A 13,424-nucleotide genomic window follows, 5' to 3' on the forward strand; every position below is an offset into this window, starting at 1 on the left:
GCCGGCTTGCTGGCGAATGCGGTGGGTCAGCAACATCAACAGTAACTGACCCATCGTATTGCTCGTGAAGCCGCCTTGCAGCAAAGAGCCTTCAGAACTGATGCTGACGGTCCAGCTCGATGGCCTTGTCCAGCGTTTCAAGGAAGTCCTTGCGCACTTTGAGTTTGGTCTGCTTGTGGGCCTTCATGTTGATCTTCTTCAACTGCAAAGCCACAGTGCGCGCGGCGTCGGTGAGTTCTTCGGGCGCGACGACCTTGTCGAGGAAACCCGCTTGCAGTGCGCCTTTGGGGTCGAACATCTCGCCGTTGATCACCGAGCGGCCGAACGCACTTTTATTCAAACGATCACGGGCCAGTTCGATCCCGGCGTTGTGCATGGTCATGCCGATCTGTACTTCGTTCAGGCCAATGCTGAACGGGCCGTCGACGCCAATGCGGTAATCGGCCGACAACAGCAGGAACGCGCCTTTCGCCACGGCATGGCCCGTGCACGCCACCACGATGGGGAAAGGGTGCGACAGCATGCGACGCGCCAGGGTCGAACCCGCCGCGACCAGATCCATGGCCGCCTCCGGGCTTGAGGTCATGATCTTCAGGTCGTAGCCGCCGGAAAGGATGCCCGGTCCACTGGTGATGATCACGACGGCGCGATCCTTTTCTGCCTGGTCCAGCGCGGCATTGAAAGCAGCGATGACCTCGTTGCTGATGGCGTTGACCTTGCCGTTGCTCAGGGTCAGCGTGGCGACGCCATCGTCCAGTTGATACGCGACCAGATCACTCATGGGACGAGTCCTTATTGTTGTGAAGTGGCGCAGACGTTACCCACACGAAGGGGCGAGGTAAAGCGTAAAGGGTGACCGATGGGTCAGGAATACGGGCCGCGTGGAGGGCAGAGAAGGGCGCGGCCCGAGGAGGGAAGAAGCGGGATCAGGCCTCGACAGCGTTCAGTGCGCAGTATTCTTCCCAATCCATGTCCAGAGCCTCGGCGGCTTCCTTATGGACAGCAAACCGCAGCGCCCTCACTTCTTCCTCTGGTTTGCCGCTGAAGTTCAGCGCCAATTCCCAGGTTTCAATGTTCAAGGCTTCGGCTTCGTCCTCGAAGGCCCAGCGGATCTGGTCTTTTTGATCTTTCTGGCTAAGGCCTGATATCTCTTCCTGCAGCGCCGGGTTGGTCACGATGTAGTTCGGCAGGGCAGCTTCGATCCATTCTTCTTTATTCATCTGAGGTAGATCTCCTGTGGGTCGAGCTGACAGTTTCTGTTGTAGGGATACTGAGGTGCGGCCCGATTGTGCGGGATGTCTGCGGCGCATGCCAGCCGCACGCAGTCCGTTTGTCGGTGTCGCGAATGAGAAGGGCTCGCGTGAGGTGCATCGTTCCCGATCCATTTCAGTTCGGGACACTCGGAATGCAATGCCTCTTTTATTGAGCGCCTGAGTGGAACAGCTTGCCCTTCACCGGTTGCCGGATCTGGCCGCCGGACGGGTCGAAACACGCACTGTCGTACTGCGGGGCAATGCAGGTCGACGGAACGCCAGGAGGCGGAGGCCGAATAGCCTGCATGTGGTCAGAGATTTCTTTTTCGTTGGTGATGATGATTTTCCTCCGACGGCTCACCCGGAGGATTTCAGTCGCGTTCTTGTTCACCCGATGCGGGAAGTCAGCTTCCTCCCAATCACTGGAGAGACGAGAGGGGACCGGGGGCAGCGGTATCGTATCGCCCACATAGGTCGGGCACGGCGTCGAGGCGAAACTGATCCTGCCATCGTGCGCCATGCACTTGAACACCTCCGCAGAGGCCATATTCCCTACGCCCAGCGTAAGCATGGCGAGTACGCCGGCAAACCGTCTCATCGAAAGAACCCCTCCCTGTCTGGCGCAAGGCTACCATTTGCGGAAAGGTGCTGTCAGCGTCGGCTCAATGCGTTTCGTGAGTCGCCTTATGCACTCTGGCCAGCGCCAGCGCGACGAACATATCGGCATCGCCCTGAAGGACCCGCAAATGGTCCTCGACATGATCGCCGTTATTCAGCTCTCTGGAGTCGATCAATCGGGTGACTTCGCACAACGCGTTGGCGGTGACCCACAGGCTCTGACGCAACTGACCAATGATTTTGACCACACTCTCGGTACTGTTGTCTTCGCTGTCCGAATACCCGTTGCGCCCTGCCGGCGGAACGGGCATAACGGGCACTTCCATTCGATTGTGCGAATCAATGCCCGTCACCACGCGGCTTATGTCGACGCCTGCCGCGGCGATTCGGAACAGATAGTCGGCTCTGGGTAGACGCTGTCCACTCTCGTAATGACCTTGAGCGTTGGCTTCCACGCCTCCGATGGCTCCGAGGGCACTTTGCGTCAGCTTCAAGCGTTTCCTTTCCTGTTTCAGGCGTTTGCCAATACCGTTCATCAACCTACTCCTGCGAGATCCACGCCCTGGTCTTCATTCTGGTCGGGCGTGCAATGGGGGCCGGAATACGGGCTGGGGGGATCTGTGTACAACTAGCCTCGTACTAACGCGCTACTTCCAAAATGGAAAGCACGGATAAACATTAGCTGGTCAATTGAAAGTGCGGCGCCCTTTCCGATGTTCTGCGGTTGAATCAGTGTACGGGTGCCAGGATTACCCGAAAAATACATCGTATTGGATGGGTGGCTCATCCGGGCGGATGTTTTAGAGGCGAGGATGTGCGAAAAGATTGCCGAACAGCGGGTGCCCACGTCCTGGGCCGTTCCCTCGTTTGGATCGGTGTCCACGGCGGGCGGAGGAGATGAACCCTGCTGGGTTGACGCCGGCACAGTGCTCGAATGTTCCAGATCAATTTTCAATCGGCCCGTTAAGTCAGTCAGTGCAGATGATGGTGATCCCTGATGCTTTATCTCAAGGCTTGTCGATTCCATCGTATTGTTCTGGATCGACAGACCCATACTGAGCCATGAGTACTCAACACAGGGCTTGAACTGGAGTCTCAGTTAGCCCAATTGCGGGCTGATCGGATTGCACGACGGTAGTACTACGCTTTGTCGGTATTGCCATGGCGATGACAATTCTCAAATGGATTGATATTCGCAGCCGCTTCAAGCCCGTCCTTCAAGCGAATGTCAGACAGCTCCCACCTCACTTTTTCGTGCTCACGCTTCAACGTGGTCAGCTCGTTTGAAAGGCTACTGTTCATCTGTACGAGCTTGGCGACATTCTTCCGCGATTGCCTCACCTCAAGCCATGCATCATCCAGCTCATCAATGAGTAATTTGCATTGCTGCTTATAGGCTTCCAGTAGGGAAGGCATGCCCAAGTCGAAAGCAAAATCGTCAGAAGGTTGATTGTCGTCAGTCATAGTGATCGCCACCGAAAGAGTACGGATGTTCTCCTTTCAGGGTAGCGCTAAGCACTGGATGGATCAACAGTGGTCTGATGAAGTGAGCAGGGTTGGAATCGAGGTTGAGCTGGCTGGACAGCTTCCGGTGTTGGCTTCACCGGTAGCTGTCGATGCTCCTGTGGTGGTATTGAAGCGCTTCGAAAGCTTTGCTAACGAAGGGGTGCACGATCTATTCGGGGATGTGCTGGACGCTGCGCCTGTGATGTTTAATGCCGGCGCTGACGTTCCCTGCGATGATCCTGTGCCGTGGTAATCACAACTGAGCCGGAAGACCTCCTTGCTCGTTGTCCTCGTGAGGTAGATTTGCAGTCTGATGCGTCATTTCTGGAGGCACGGATATTTCAGGATTAAACTTCTTAGTTATTTCTTCAGCGTCAAATTGCCATTTCGGCATGTATGCAGTTGCTTCATATGGCGTCGGTGTTGGAGGCGTTGATGTTGGTGGCGGGGTTATTACTGGTGTGAGCATTGCGTCGGGATTGGGCGCTGGCGTGCTTGGAGGTTTGCTTAGTGATTGATTAGCCTGAGTACCGCCCTGGGCTGTTTTTTCTAAAACGATATTCGGCAGCATAGGTGTTATCTTGATCGAATTCACTAAGCTGAATACGAGTATTCCAGCGCCAAACAGCGCAAAGAATATTCCCGGACTCACGTCTTTAAGACTAAGTTCTAGCTTTTCGCCTGTCTTAACGGTGAAGTCGCCTTGTTTGGCTTGCACTACGTAGAAAAGCCTGTAGCCGAAGTAGATACAGATGATTCCACCAAGAACTATCGAGGCTCTATATAGAATCAACGATTGTATATAGTCCATTGAGTTTGCTTCCTAGCGTGAGTTACCGTTGCTGAATGGCCTAGTCAGCCTAGCATGTGTCATCAAAAGTCGGCGAGCTATCCAAGGAGCGAGAGCATGAGCAAGGGAAAGAAACGGCGCCAACGCAGGGGCCAACCCAGTATCCCCAGAGATGAACACATCATTGGTCACACGGCTGGTGTGGTGACATCCCTCAAGGTAACGGCTCACCCAGTTCACGGAATCACCATCGCGGAGTTAGACCCGCTCAGTATCCGCCGCGAGCTGACACACGCCAGAGAGGGCAAGACTGGCAAGGTGATCACCTCCACGCCAGTGAGCGATTTCAACTTACTACGTGGTGGATTCGCTGAGCTACAGGCACGCTACGATTACCTCGCAGCGGTGGATACCAACACACTCAAAGACAAGAACGGTTTGGTGCGATACCGAGGGTATGCGGTAAGCGCCTGTGCACTCGCAGTGATAGCGGAGCCGTTGCAGACGCTGACCGACGTAGCACGGTATAGCGGGCTTGTGTGTTACCTGATCTTAGATTCCAACCCTGCCCCAGAGGTTAAACATGAGCCGCTAGGCTGGCATCTCGCACTCAATCACATGGCTACGCCATTTCTCCAGACAAAACGCATCGGCGTCATCGTTGATAGCGAACTGCGCGATCACCTAAAGATTAACACCCGTCAGAGGCCGTATTACGGTGATCACATTTTGCCTGCCCACGCGACTCTAATTTACGCATCGGCCGATAAATCCGAGACGCTATCTAACCAGATGATCAAGCATTCAGACGCTTTTGCTAAACAAGTCCTTTCGGAATTTCAGCGTCTTGGTATTGATTACATATTGGTGCAACCTTATACGGAAATGGGCACGGTTCGGTGTTATCGCATTATTCCAAAAACCAGCCTTTAACCTCTCTAAACCTCGAATAACCTCCGATCGAATGCAGTTGTCAGGTAGCATCGCCGCCAGTGAGCGTCCGGGCTTCACCAAGCTGATGGAACGCATGGAATCAGGAGACGTGGTGATCGTCACTTAGCTGGACCGGCTAGGCCGCAACGCTGTGGATGTCCGTCAGACAGTTGAGCGGCTGGCAGAATCAGGCATCCGTGTTCACTGTCTCGCCCTTGGTGGCGTAGACCTCACCAGTGCTGCGGGCAAGATGACTATGCAAGTATTGGGGGGTGGCTGAATTCGAGAGAGACTTGCTGGTCGAGCGTGCGCAACAAGGTCTGAAGCGAGCCAAGGCAGAAGGCAAGAAACTAGGTCGTCCAGAAGCAATCGACACAACAGCATCAGTGCAACGTCTCAAAGCCAAAGACATGACACAGGCAGCAGCCGAACTCGGTATTGGCATTGCTACAGTGAAGCGTCATTGGAACAAAGCGTAATCAATCCAGCCTCACCACAGCCCGCCATAGAGCGCGCTTTGTCGTCTCTGGTGATCAGGTTAGGCTCTCGCTGAACGTTCTCTAACAGCTCCACAGGCCACCAGATAACCGGGTGCGGCAAGGGCTAGGCTTATTTCATTTTTAAGAACGATTCCCATCTAACTCAAAACTACCGCAATCAACACCCCCGGAAGAACTGACAGGAATCGGTCTACTTCCCTATCGCCCCACCATTATTTTTGCCAGCCAGATTTGAAGCGGTTCGAACAGTGCGAAACCTCTCCGGGCGGCGGGGATTTTTGGCGGCAAATCGATGTGAACATTTCAAGCAGTGGTACGCTTCGCCCTTCACATAACAGGAGGCGGTCATGGCAACCACATGGAAGCTGAACGAGTTACAGGATTGGCTTGAGACAAATCGCCCTGACGACATCCAAACGGCCAACCTACCGAAGTCGCTTAGCCGCTCAGCGTTCATACTTCATTATCACGTACGACTCGCAAGGGACGCATTTGCAGAGTTCAAGGAGCCTGATGGAGGCTCCGAAAAAATGTTCGTTGCCATGATGAGTTTTGAACCTGACTTCAGCAGAGCGGCGCTCGTCCAAGAGGCCAATCTAATCGCCGCCATTCACACCGTGCGAAACTACGCCGACATCTTCGCCCAGTTGGTCAACACGCTGCTGATACCAGTGCCCGCGCCTCAAAAATATTGCAGCTTTGGTAGGGTGGCCGGAGACCTGCCAGAATCGGCCTTCAAGCAGCTTATGCAAGAACTGAATTCATCTCACTGGTTTCGCTACCTTGCCGCGTTCAGCAATATCTCCAAACACCGCCATCTGTTAGAGAGTCAACCGAGTGCATCTTTCGACGAGGATGTCATCGGGTTGCGAGTACAAGAATTCTCGTACGAATTTAACCCTAAGGAAGCGGAGACCGTCTTTCCCCGCTGTTGGGGGCACGATCTACTTGAGGAAACATACACCGTGTACCGGAGGATTCTGGAACTAGGGCAGATGTTGAATGAGCACGTCTTGCTCAGAGAGGTTGGCTCGATTTGCCAAAGTGGTGCCAGCCCCAGCCCCAGCCCCAACGACTGATCGCGATGACGCATTTGCCGCGCCCATCACTATTTTGCAGCGGTGCATGCACTTACTGTGACCAATACAACCTTTTCTTCGCGGCACGGCCACCTTCCCCGCAATGCGTTGAGGGTTTCTTGGACCTCATACCTCTGAGTGGCGTTATTGCCCCCAGTCTCCCCGCCCCATTCCTCAATTAAGGAGGCTAGAACTCTCCTTGTGAGGGCGCTGTACTCTGGAAAGTGACGGAGTTCATATATGTATGCTCGTTGGCTGACGAGCTTTAGCTGACCGGCACCATCGCTGCCTGTGCTGATGTCTCTGATTAGCTGGTGATACTTGCCGTAGCGTTTGTCCTTTAGTTCGTCTCTTCGGATGGTCACGTATCTATAGGCGGAGAAAGCGAGAACCACAATCGAGACCACGAATGCCAAAATCGTAGCAACTGTCCCAAGATTGTTCATGTTTAACGCGAACCACTGCACTATTTTGTCGAGCTGATCCATTGCGTTTGTTGCTCCTGATATTAAGCAGGTAGGGGCAGGAGGGGATGGGGAGTGGCAAGGGTTTTTTACGTACAATCAGAAAAGAAAAACCCCCGCAAACCATTGATTTGCAGGGGTTTTCGAAATGTGGCGGTGAAGGAGAGATTCGAACTCTCGATACAGTTTCCTGTATACACACTTTCCAGGCGTGCTCCTTAAGCCACTCGGACACTTCACCGTATCTCTTCAGACGTTCAGTCTGTCGAGGCGCGCTAATGTAGTCGAAAGTTCTGATGAAGGCAAAACTTTTTTTCAGAATTTTCATGCGGTTAAGCAGAAAAGCACGAAGCGCCGGCCTCATCGTGAGGTGACGGGCTTCGTGCGGGCGGTGACGACGTCTGTATCAGGCGCCGAAGCCGCCGTCGATGGTCAGACTGGCGCCGGTGACGTAGCCCGCTTCCGGTCCTGCGAGGTAGGCCACCATCGCGGCAATTTCTGTGGCTTTGCCATAGCGAGGCACCGCCATCAGGCCCATCAGCGAGGTTGCGAAATCGCTGTCCGCCGGGTTCATGTCGGTGTCGACCGGGCCGGGTTGCACGTTGTTGACGGTAATGCCGCGTGGGCCGAGGTCGCGTGCCAGGCCTTTGGTCAGGCCCACCAGCGCCGATTTACTCATGGCGTACACGCCGCCGCCCGCGAAGGGCATACGGTCGGCGTTGGTGCTGCCGATGTTGATGATGCGACCGCCGTCCTTCATATGCCGGGCTGCTTCCTGGCTGGCGATGAAAACGCTGCGTACGTTGATGGCCAGGGTGCGGTCGAAGTCTTCCAGTTTGAACTCGTCCAGAGGCGCGATCGCCAGCACGCCCGCGTTGTTGACCAGGATATCGAGGCCTTTGAAGGCCTCCACTGTTTTGACGACGGCGCTGCGAATCTCGTGTTCATTAGCGCTGTCAGCCTTGATCGCCAGGGCTTTGCCGCCTGCGGAGGTGATTTCCTCCTGCAGGGCGCGGGCCTTGTCTTCGGAGCTGACGAAGGTAAACGCCACTGCGGCGCCCTGTTCTGCCAGACGTTTGACGATCGCAGCACCGATGCCGCGGGAGCCGCCTTGAACCAGTGCGACTTTGCCGATGAGGTTGGTTGGGTGAGTCATGTCGATCTCCTGTAACCGTTTATCAGTGAGTGGATGGGTTCAGTATCTGTCGTGGATTGGGTTCTTGGTAGCCGGTAATCGCTATAGTCTGTGTAAACCAGAAGTTGTGAATGAGCGAGATGGAATACTTCAGCAGCATTGAGTGTTTTGTGCGCAGCGCGGAGGTCGGGAGCTTCGCTGAAGCGGCCCGGCGTCTGAGCCTGACCCCGGCGGCGGTGGGTAAAAGCGTCGCGAAGCTTGAAGGTCGTCTTGGCGTGCGGCTGTTCCAGCGTAGTACGCGGCGGCTGACGCTGACGGAGGCCGGACAACGGTTTCTTGAAGAGGTCCGCGCGAGCTTCAATACCATCCAGAATGCCGTCGCCAATCTGGCGAGTGCCGAAGGCAGTCCGGCAGGCACGCTGAAGGTCAGCGTGGGGACGATGTTCGGCTGTTTATACGTGGTGCCCTTGCTGGGCGAGTTTTTGCGTCGCTACCCGGCGATCACGCCTGACTGGCATTTCGATAACCGTCAGGTGGACTTGATCGGGCAGGGCTTCGATGCGGCGATTGGCGGCGGATTCGATCTGCCGCAAGGTGTCGTTGCCCGCAAGCTGGCGCCGGCCCATCGTGTGCTGGTGGCGTCTGCGCAGTGGCTGTCGATGCATCCGGGGCTTGATCACCCTGACGATTTGAGTGCGTGCGACGGCATCCTGATTCGTTCGCCGCAGACGGGCAGAATCCGTGCCTGGCCGCTCACTCATCGCAGCCAGGAGCAAAGCCCGCTGCGCCTGAAGGTGCGCATGACCCTGAGCGATTCCGAAGCGGCGTGCCGGGCGGCGATTCAAGGTTTGGGTGTCGCGTTGGTGAGCATGCCGTTTGCGCTGCCTTATTTACGCAGTGGCGCGTTGCAGCGGGTGTTGCCGGACTGGTATGTCGAGGATGGTGCGATCTCGATTTATTACAGCGAACACAAGCTGCTGCCTGGAAAGACCCGGGCGTTTGTCGACTTCATCATCCAGCAGTTTGCCGAACAGCAGTTGGCCAGACATTTCAGTGCCGTGTGAAGAGAGTGATTTCATGAACATCCATCCTAAGGCCGCGCTGGTCATTATCGACATGCAGCAAGGCATCAACCACCCGAAACTGGGGCGGCGTAACAACCCTGATGCAGAGCGACAGATGCTGTCGCTGCTTGAGGAGTGGCGCCGAACCGGCCGGACGGTGATTCACGTCCGGCATTTTTCCCGCGAACCGGACTCGGTGTTCTGGCCCGAACAGTCGGGGGTCGAATTTCAGCCTGCGTTTCTGCCGTGGGATGGAGAAGGCGAGCTGCACAAACAGGTGCCGGACGCGTTCTGCCACTCGGCGCTGGAGGGCTGGCTGCGCGCGGACGGAATCAATCAGGTGGTGATCGTTGGTGTCGTGACCCACAACTCGGTGGAGTCCACGGCGCGCACCGGCGGCAACCTGGGGTTTGAGGTGATCGTGCCCCATGACGCCTGTTACACCTTTGACGGTGCGGATTTTTTCGGTCATCCGCGCAGCGCCGAGGAGATTCACGGGATGTCGCTGGCGAACCTGCACGGCGAATACGCGCAGGTGGTGGCGACTGAGGCCATTTTGTCGGGCCTGGATTAGCGGGACACACGCTGTACCTGTGCGAAATTGCTCGCGAAAGCTGAGTTTCATTCGCTGGAAACGGCGCGAATGTACAGACTTCCTCGCGAGCAAGCTCGCACAGGTTTTGTATTCCGACAGCCACTCCAGTGGTTGATTACAACCTGAACCGCGCCATCTGTGCCGCCAGATGCTCCGCTTTTTCCGACAACCGCTGGCAGTCTTCCCGGCAGGCCTTCACATCGCTGGCCGTGGACTGCGCGAGGTCGGCGATGCCTTGCACGTTGCGGTTGATCTCTTCGGTCACGGTGCTTTGCTCCTCGGTGGCGGCGGCGACCTGATGGTTGCGGTCGGTCAGTTCTTCGACGTGTCCGGCAATGGCATCCAGTGAGTTGCCCGTCCGGCGACTGGCTTCGACGCCCGTGCCTGTCGCCGCTTGTCCGGCGCGCATGGACGTTACGGCCTGGTCCGCGCCACTTTTCAACTCCCCCATCATCTGCTGGATTTCCGACGTCGCGCTTTGGGTGCGGCCGGCGAGGGTGCGCACTTCGTCGGCAACCACGGCGAAGCCACGGCCCATTTCGCCCGCGCGCGCGGCTTCGATGGCGGCGTTAAGCGCCAGCAGGTTGGTCTGCTCGGAGATGCTGCGAATGACGCTGAGCACCTGGTCAATGGTCGAGATCTGCGTTGCCAGGTTTTCCACGGCACCGGCGGCAGTGCCGACGCCGTCGGACATGCTCTGGATGTGATCGATGGATTCGCCGACCACCTGCTTCGCCGACACCGCTTCCTGATGGGTATTACGCGACACGTCTGCGGCGGCGCCCGCGTTACGGGCGATTTCCTGCACGGTCAGGCCCATTTCGTGAACCGCAGTGGCGACCATGTCGGTCATCTGTTGCTGCTTGAGTGCGCGGTTTGAGGTGCTGTCGATCACACGCGCCACATCGACCACGCTGTGGCGCAGTTGCTCGCTGGTGGTCAAGACGTCGCCAATCAACAGGCGCAGGCTTTCGATGAATCGATTGAAGCCTCGGGCCAGGTCACCGAGCTCGTTTGCACGGCTGTCGTCAAGGCGCCGGGTCAGATCGCCCTGGCCGCCTCCGATGTCCACCAGTGCGTTCGTCACTTGTTGAATCGGCCTCACAATGCCTCGGGCGATCCACGCGACGAAGCCCAGGAAGCACAACACCACGGCCAGACTGATCGCCGAAATCGTCGTCAAAGCGTCCTTCGCCGGGCCATAGACTTCTGCCAGAGGGACCTCGCTCACCAGCGTCCAGCCCAGTGATGCAACGGGTTTGGCGACTGCCACGTAGGCTTGTCCGTCGCGTTCGAACTCCAGCGCGTGGCCGTCGCCATTCTGGCTCAACAGCGCCCGCGCGGCGGAATCGCCCACCCGTTGCGTTAACGTTTCACGGTCATTGAACTCCGTATTCGGGTGGACTTTGATCTTGCCGTCCGGGCTGACCAGATACACCTGGCCTTCCTCGCCGAAATGGAAGTCGCGGACCATCTGCGACAGTGCGCTCATGCTGAAGCCCAGGCCTGCCACACCCACCACGTTGCCGTCGTGCTCGATGCGTTGGTTAATGAACAGTGTCGGCACCTTGGTCGTGGCATCGATGTCGATGTCCAGCGAACGTTGCTTGTTGCTGTCAAGAAATCCGTAGAACCAGTCGTTCTCGGCGGGGCCGCGATGCAGTGTGCGGTCCGCCCCTTTGTTGGTGATGTAGTGGCCGCTTTGCCTGGCGACGATGAAGGTGGTCAGCGCGTGGTGCTGGTCGTTGATTTTCGCCAGGTAACGGATGAAGGACGGCTGCTGCGTCGGGTCTTCGCCAGTGCCCAGCCAGTCGGAGACCAGCGTATTGTCGGCGATGTCGCTGGCCGCGGTCAGAGGCGCTGCAAGGAGGCGTTCGAGGTCGTTCCGGATCGCTTCGACGCTGGCCGGCATGGCTTGCTGGAGCAGGTAGCGATCAGTGAGTTTATTCAGTGCGAAGGCGTAAATCGCGATGACGATCAGGCTGCTGATCACCAGTGCAGCTCCCATGCTCAGTGTCAGTTGCCACTGAATACTCTTTCGCCAGACAGGCATATAGAACTCCGCAAATACAAGCGCACAACCACGATGGAACAGTGCCGATGGCTTGCCCTGAGCAATAACCGGGCCACGATGTTGATCGAATGGTCAGCTTGCGGGTCGGCAATGCTCTCGAAAGCCCCACGCAGGGTGGATAGGGGCCATCAGAGGGATCGTTTCAGGCGGGCTGCGGTTGGGTTTTGTGTACAAGCAATGGGTAGTTTTGTATCGGGTTTCCTTGCACTACGCACCAATCTGGCAAACGGCCGGAAACACTGCCCCCGAACTTGTCATTTGTCTGACGCGAGCGTGGTGGCCGCTATCGCTCACACAACTGTCAACATCCGGGCATAAAACCTTCACCTGCGATTGATATAAGCCTCTGCAGCGATAGAAACGCCTTGGCCATCGAGCAGAGCAACGTATGGATGTGACCGTTCCCGGTAACCGCAAGAAAATCCTGATCACCGGCGCTGCAGGGTTTATCGGTTTTCATACCGCCAGACGGCTGTGCAAGGATGGCCACGACGTGGTCGGCATCGATAACCTCAACGGTTATTACAGCGTCGAACTGAAACAAGCCCGGCTGTCACTGCTCACGGCACTCCCCAACTTCGCGTTCAGGCTGCTCGACCTGGGCGACAAGCAGGCGATGTTGACGTTGTTCGCCGAACAGCGGTTCGACCACGTCATTCACCTCGCCGCTCAAGCCGGGGTACGCTATTCCATCGACAGCCCGGATACCTACGCGCAAAGCAATCTGGTGGGGTTCCTCAACGTGCTGGAGGCCTGCCGTGCCCACGTGCCGGCGCACTTGATCTACGCCTCCAGCAGCTCGGTGTACGGGTTGAACGATCATCTGCCGTACGCCACGACCGACCCGGTCGAGCGGCCGATGTCGTTCTATGCCGCCACCAAACGTGCCAATGAGCTCATGGCCCATTCGTACGCTCACCTCTATGGCATTCCCACGACCGGCCTGCGTTTTTTTACCGTGTATGGCCCGTGGGGCAGGCCCGACATGGCGCTGTTCAAATTCACCGACGCCATTCTCAACAGACGGCCCATCGATCTTTACAACGATGGCGCCATGTCGCGCGACTTCACCTACATCGACGACATCGTCGAGGGCCTGGCGCGCCTGATCCCGTTGCCACCGACCTCCGAAAGCGGGGCGCCGAACAAGGTCTACAACATCGGATTCGGTTCCCCCGTGAAGCTGCTGGACTTCGTCGAATGCCTCGAAGACACCCTTGGTATCCGCGCCATCAAGCACTTCATGCCGTTGCAGCCGGGTGACGTTCTGAACACCTGGGCTGACACCCGTGAACTGGAAGCGCGCACGGGGTTCCGGCCTCACGTCACGGTGTCGACTGGCGTGCCGTCCTTCGTTGACTGGTACTGCAGCTATTACCGCGTCTAACCCCTCATCTTCCAGCCTTGTGACAG

Annotated in this window: 15 protein-coding genes, 1 tRNA gene and 2 pseudogenes; 7 read left to right on the forward strand and 11 right to left on the reverse strand. The window is 56.9% G+C overall.

The window, feature by feature from the left end:
* Positions 1 to 91 precede the first annotated feature (91 nt).
* The 5 genes from BMY73_RS15440 to BMY73_RS15460 form a co-directional block, all read right to left on the reverse strand.
* Complete coding sequence (locus tag BMY73_RS15440) at positions 92 to 781, reverse strand: crotonase/enoyl-CoA hydratase family protein (protein ID WP_092408154.1); 690 nt, start codon at positions 779 to 781, stop codon at positions 92 to 94.
* A 145-nt stretch (positions 782 to 926) separates the two neighbouring features.
* Entirely contained in the window at positions 927 to 1,220 is a 294-nt protein-coding gene (locus tag BMY73_RS15445; protein ID WP_092408156.1) for a DUF6388 family protein, read from the reverse strand.
* Positions 1,221 to 1,419: 199 nt separating this feature from the next.
* A complete protein-coding gene (locus BMY73_RS15450; protein ID WP_139214235.1) occupies positions 1,420 to 1,773 on the reverse strand; it encodes a DUF4124 domain-containing protein in 354 nt (117 codons plus the stop codon).
* Between the two features lie 142 nt (positions 1,774 to 1,915).
* Complete coding sequence (locus BMY73_RS15455) at positions 1,916 to 2,407, reverse strand: helix-turn-helix domain-containing protein (RefSeq protein ID WP_062385718.1); 492 nt, start codon at positions 2,405 to 2,407, stop codon at positions 1,916 to 1,918.
* Between the two features lie 604 nt (positions 2,408 to 3,011).
* Positions 3,012 to 3,335 (reverse strand): hypothetical protein, encoded by a 324-nt coding sequence (locus tag BMY73_RS15460; RefSeq protein WP_092408160.1) that lies wholly within the window; start codon positions 3,333 to 3,335, stop codon positions 3,012 to 3,014.
* Positions 3,336 to 3,360: 25 nt separating this feature from the next.
* Here BMY73_RS15460 and BMY73_RS15465 point away from each other — a divergent pair, with 25 nt between their 5' ends.
* Positions 3,361 to 3,630, forward strand: a complete 270-nt coding sequence (locus BMY73_RS15465; RefSeq protein WP_092408162.1) for a hypothetical protein — start codon at positions 3,361 to 3,363, stop codon at positions 3,628 to 3,630.
* On the opposite strand, the gene BMY73_RS15470 is transcribed toward BMY73_RS15465, so the two are convergent.
* The gene (locus tag BMY73_RS15470) at positions 3,631 to 4,188 is read right to left on the reverse strand and encodes a hypothetical protein (protein WP_092408164.1); all 558 of its coding nucleotides are present in this window, start codon (positions 4,186 to 4,188) and stop codon (positions 3,631 to 3,633) included.
* Between the two features lie 96 nt (positions 4,189 to 4,284).
* Between BMY73_RS15470 and BMY73_RS15475 the strand changes: the two genes are divergently transcribed.
* The 3 genes and pseudogenes from BMY73_RS15475 (at position 4,285) to BMY73_RS15485 (ending at position 6,679) form a co-directional block, all read left to right on the forward strand.
* Entirely contained in the window at positions 4,285 to 5,100 is an 816-nt protein-coding gene (locus tag BMY73_RS15475; RefSeq protein ID WP_092408166.1) for a hypothetical protein, read from the forward strand.
* Between the two features lie 37 nt (positions 5,101 to 5,137).
* A pseudogene (locus tag BMY73_RS15480) lies at positions 5,138 to 5,579 on the forward strand (recombinase family protein); the annotation flags it as partial.
* 368 nt (positions 5,580 to 5,947) lie between these two features.
* Positions 5,948 to 6,679: a hypothetical protein gene (locus BMY73_RS15485; protein WP_092408168.1), complete on the forward strand. Its 732-nt coding sequence runs from the start codon at positions 5,948 to 5,950 to the stop codon at positions 6,677 to 6,679.
* A gap of 29 nt (positions 6,680 to 6,708) precedes the next feature.
* Here the strand turns inward: BMY73_RS15485 and BMY73_RS15490 are convergent, their stop codons facing one another.
* The 3 genes from BMY73_RS15490 to BMY73_RS15500 form a co-directional block, all read right to left on the reverse strand.
* A complete protein-coding gene (locus tag BMY73_RS15490; protein WP_092408170.1) occupies positions 6,709 to 7,167 on the reverse strand; it encodes a hypothetical protein in 459 nt (152 codons plus the stop codon).
* A gap of 127 nt (positions 7,168 to 7,294) precedes the next feature.
* Positions 7,295 to 7,384, reverse strand: a tRNA-Ser gene (locus BMY73_RS15495).
* 165 nt (positions 7,385 to 7,549) lie between these two features.
* Positions 7,550 to 8,299 carry a 3-oxoacyl-ACP reductase family protein gene (locus BMY73_RS15500; protein ID WP_092408172.1) on the reverse strand — a complete coding sequence of 250 codons (750 nt, stop codon included), beginning with the start codon at positions 8,297 to 8,299 and terminating at the stop codon, positions 7,550 to 7,552.
* Positions 8,300 to 8,418: 119 nt separating this feature from the next.
* On the opposite strand from BMY73_RS15500, the gene BMY73_RS15505 reads away from it, so the two are divergent.
* Positions 8,419 to 9,342, forward strand: coding sequence for a LysR family transcriptional regulator (locus BMY73_RS15505; RefSeq protein WP_092408174.1), 924 nt, complete (start codon positions 8,419 to 8,421; stop codon positions 9,340 to 9,342).
* 13 nt (positions 9,343 to 9,355) lie between these two features.
* The gene (locus BMY73_RS15510) at positions 9,356 to 9,916 is read left to right on the forward strand and encodes a cysteine hydrolase family protein (protein WP_092408176.1); all 561 of its coding nucleotides are present in this window, start codon (positions 9,356 to 9,358) and stop codon (positions 9,914 to 9,916) included.
* A 136-nt stretch (positions 9,917 to 10,052) separates the two neighbouring features.
* On the opposite strand, the gene BMY73_RS28890 is transcribed toward BMY73_RS15510, so the two are convergent.
* Positions 10,053 to 10,790: a methyl-accepting chemotaxis protein gene (locus tag BMY73_RS28890; protein ID WP_370588158.1), complete on the reverse strand. Its 738-nt coding sequence runs from the start codon at positions 10,788 to 10,790 to the stop codon at positions 10,053 to 10,055.
* A 120-nt stretch (positions 10,791 to 10,910) separates the two neighbouring features.
* Positions 10,911 to 11,990, reverse strand: a pseudogene (locus BMY73_RS28895) (cache and HAMP domain-containing protein); the annotation flags it as partial.
* A 409-nt stretch (positions 11,991 to 12,399) separates the two neighbouring features.
* Between BMY73_RS28895 and BMY73_RS15520 the strand changes: the two are divergent.
* On the forward strand, positions 12,400 to 13,398 hold the full coding sequence (locus tag BMY73_RS15520; RefSeq protein WP_062385710.1) for an NAD-dependent epimerase/dehydratase family protein: 999 nt from the start codon (positions 12,400 to 12,402) through the stop codon (positions 13,396 to 13,398).
* The last annotated feature ends 26 nt before the right edge of the window (positions 13,399 to 13,424 follow it).

Source organism: Pseudomonas sp. NFACC02, from assembly GCF_900110765.1.
Taxonomy (GTDB): Bacteria; Pseudomonadota; Gammaproteobacteria; order Pseudomonadales; family Pseudomonadaceae; genus Aquipseudomonas.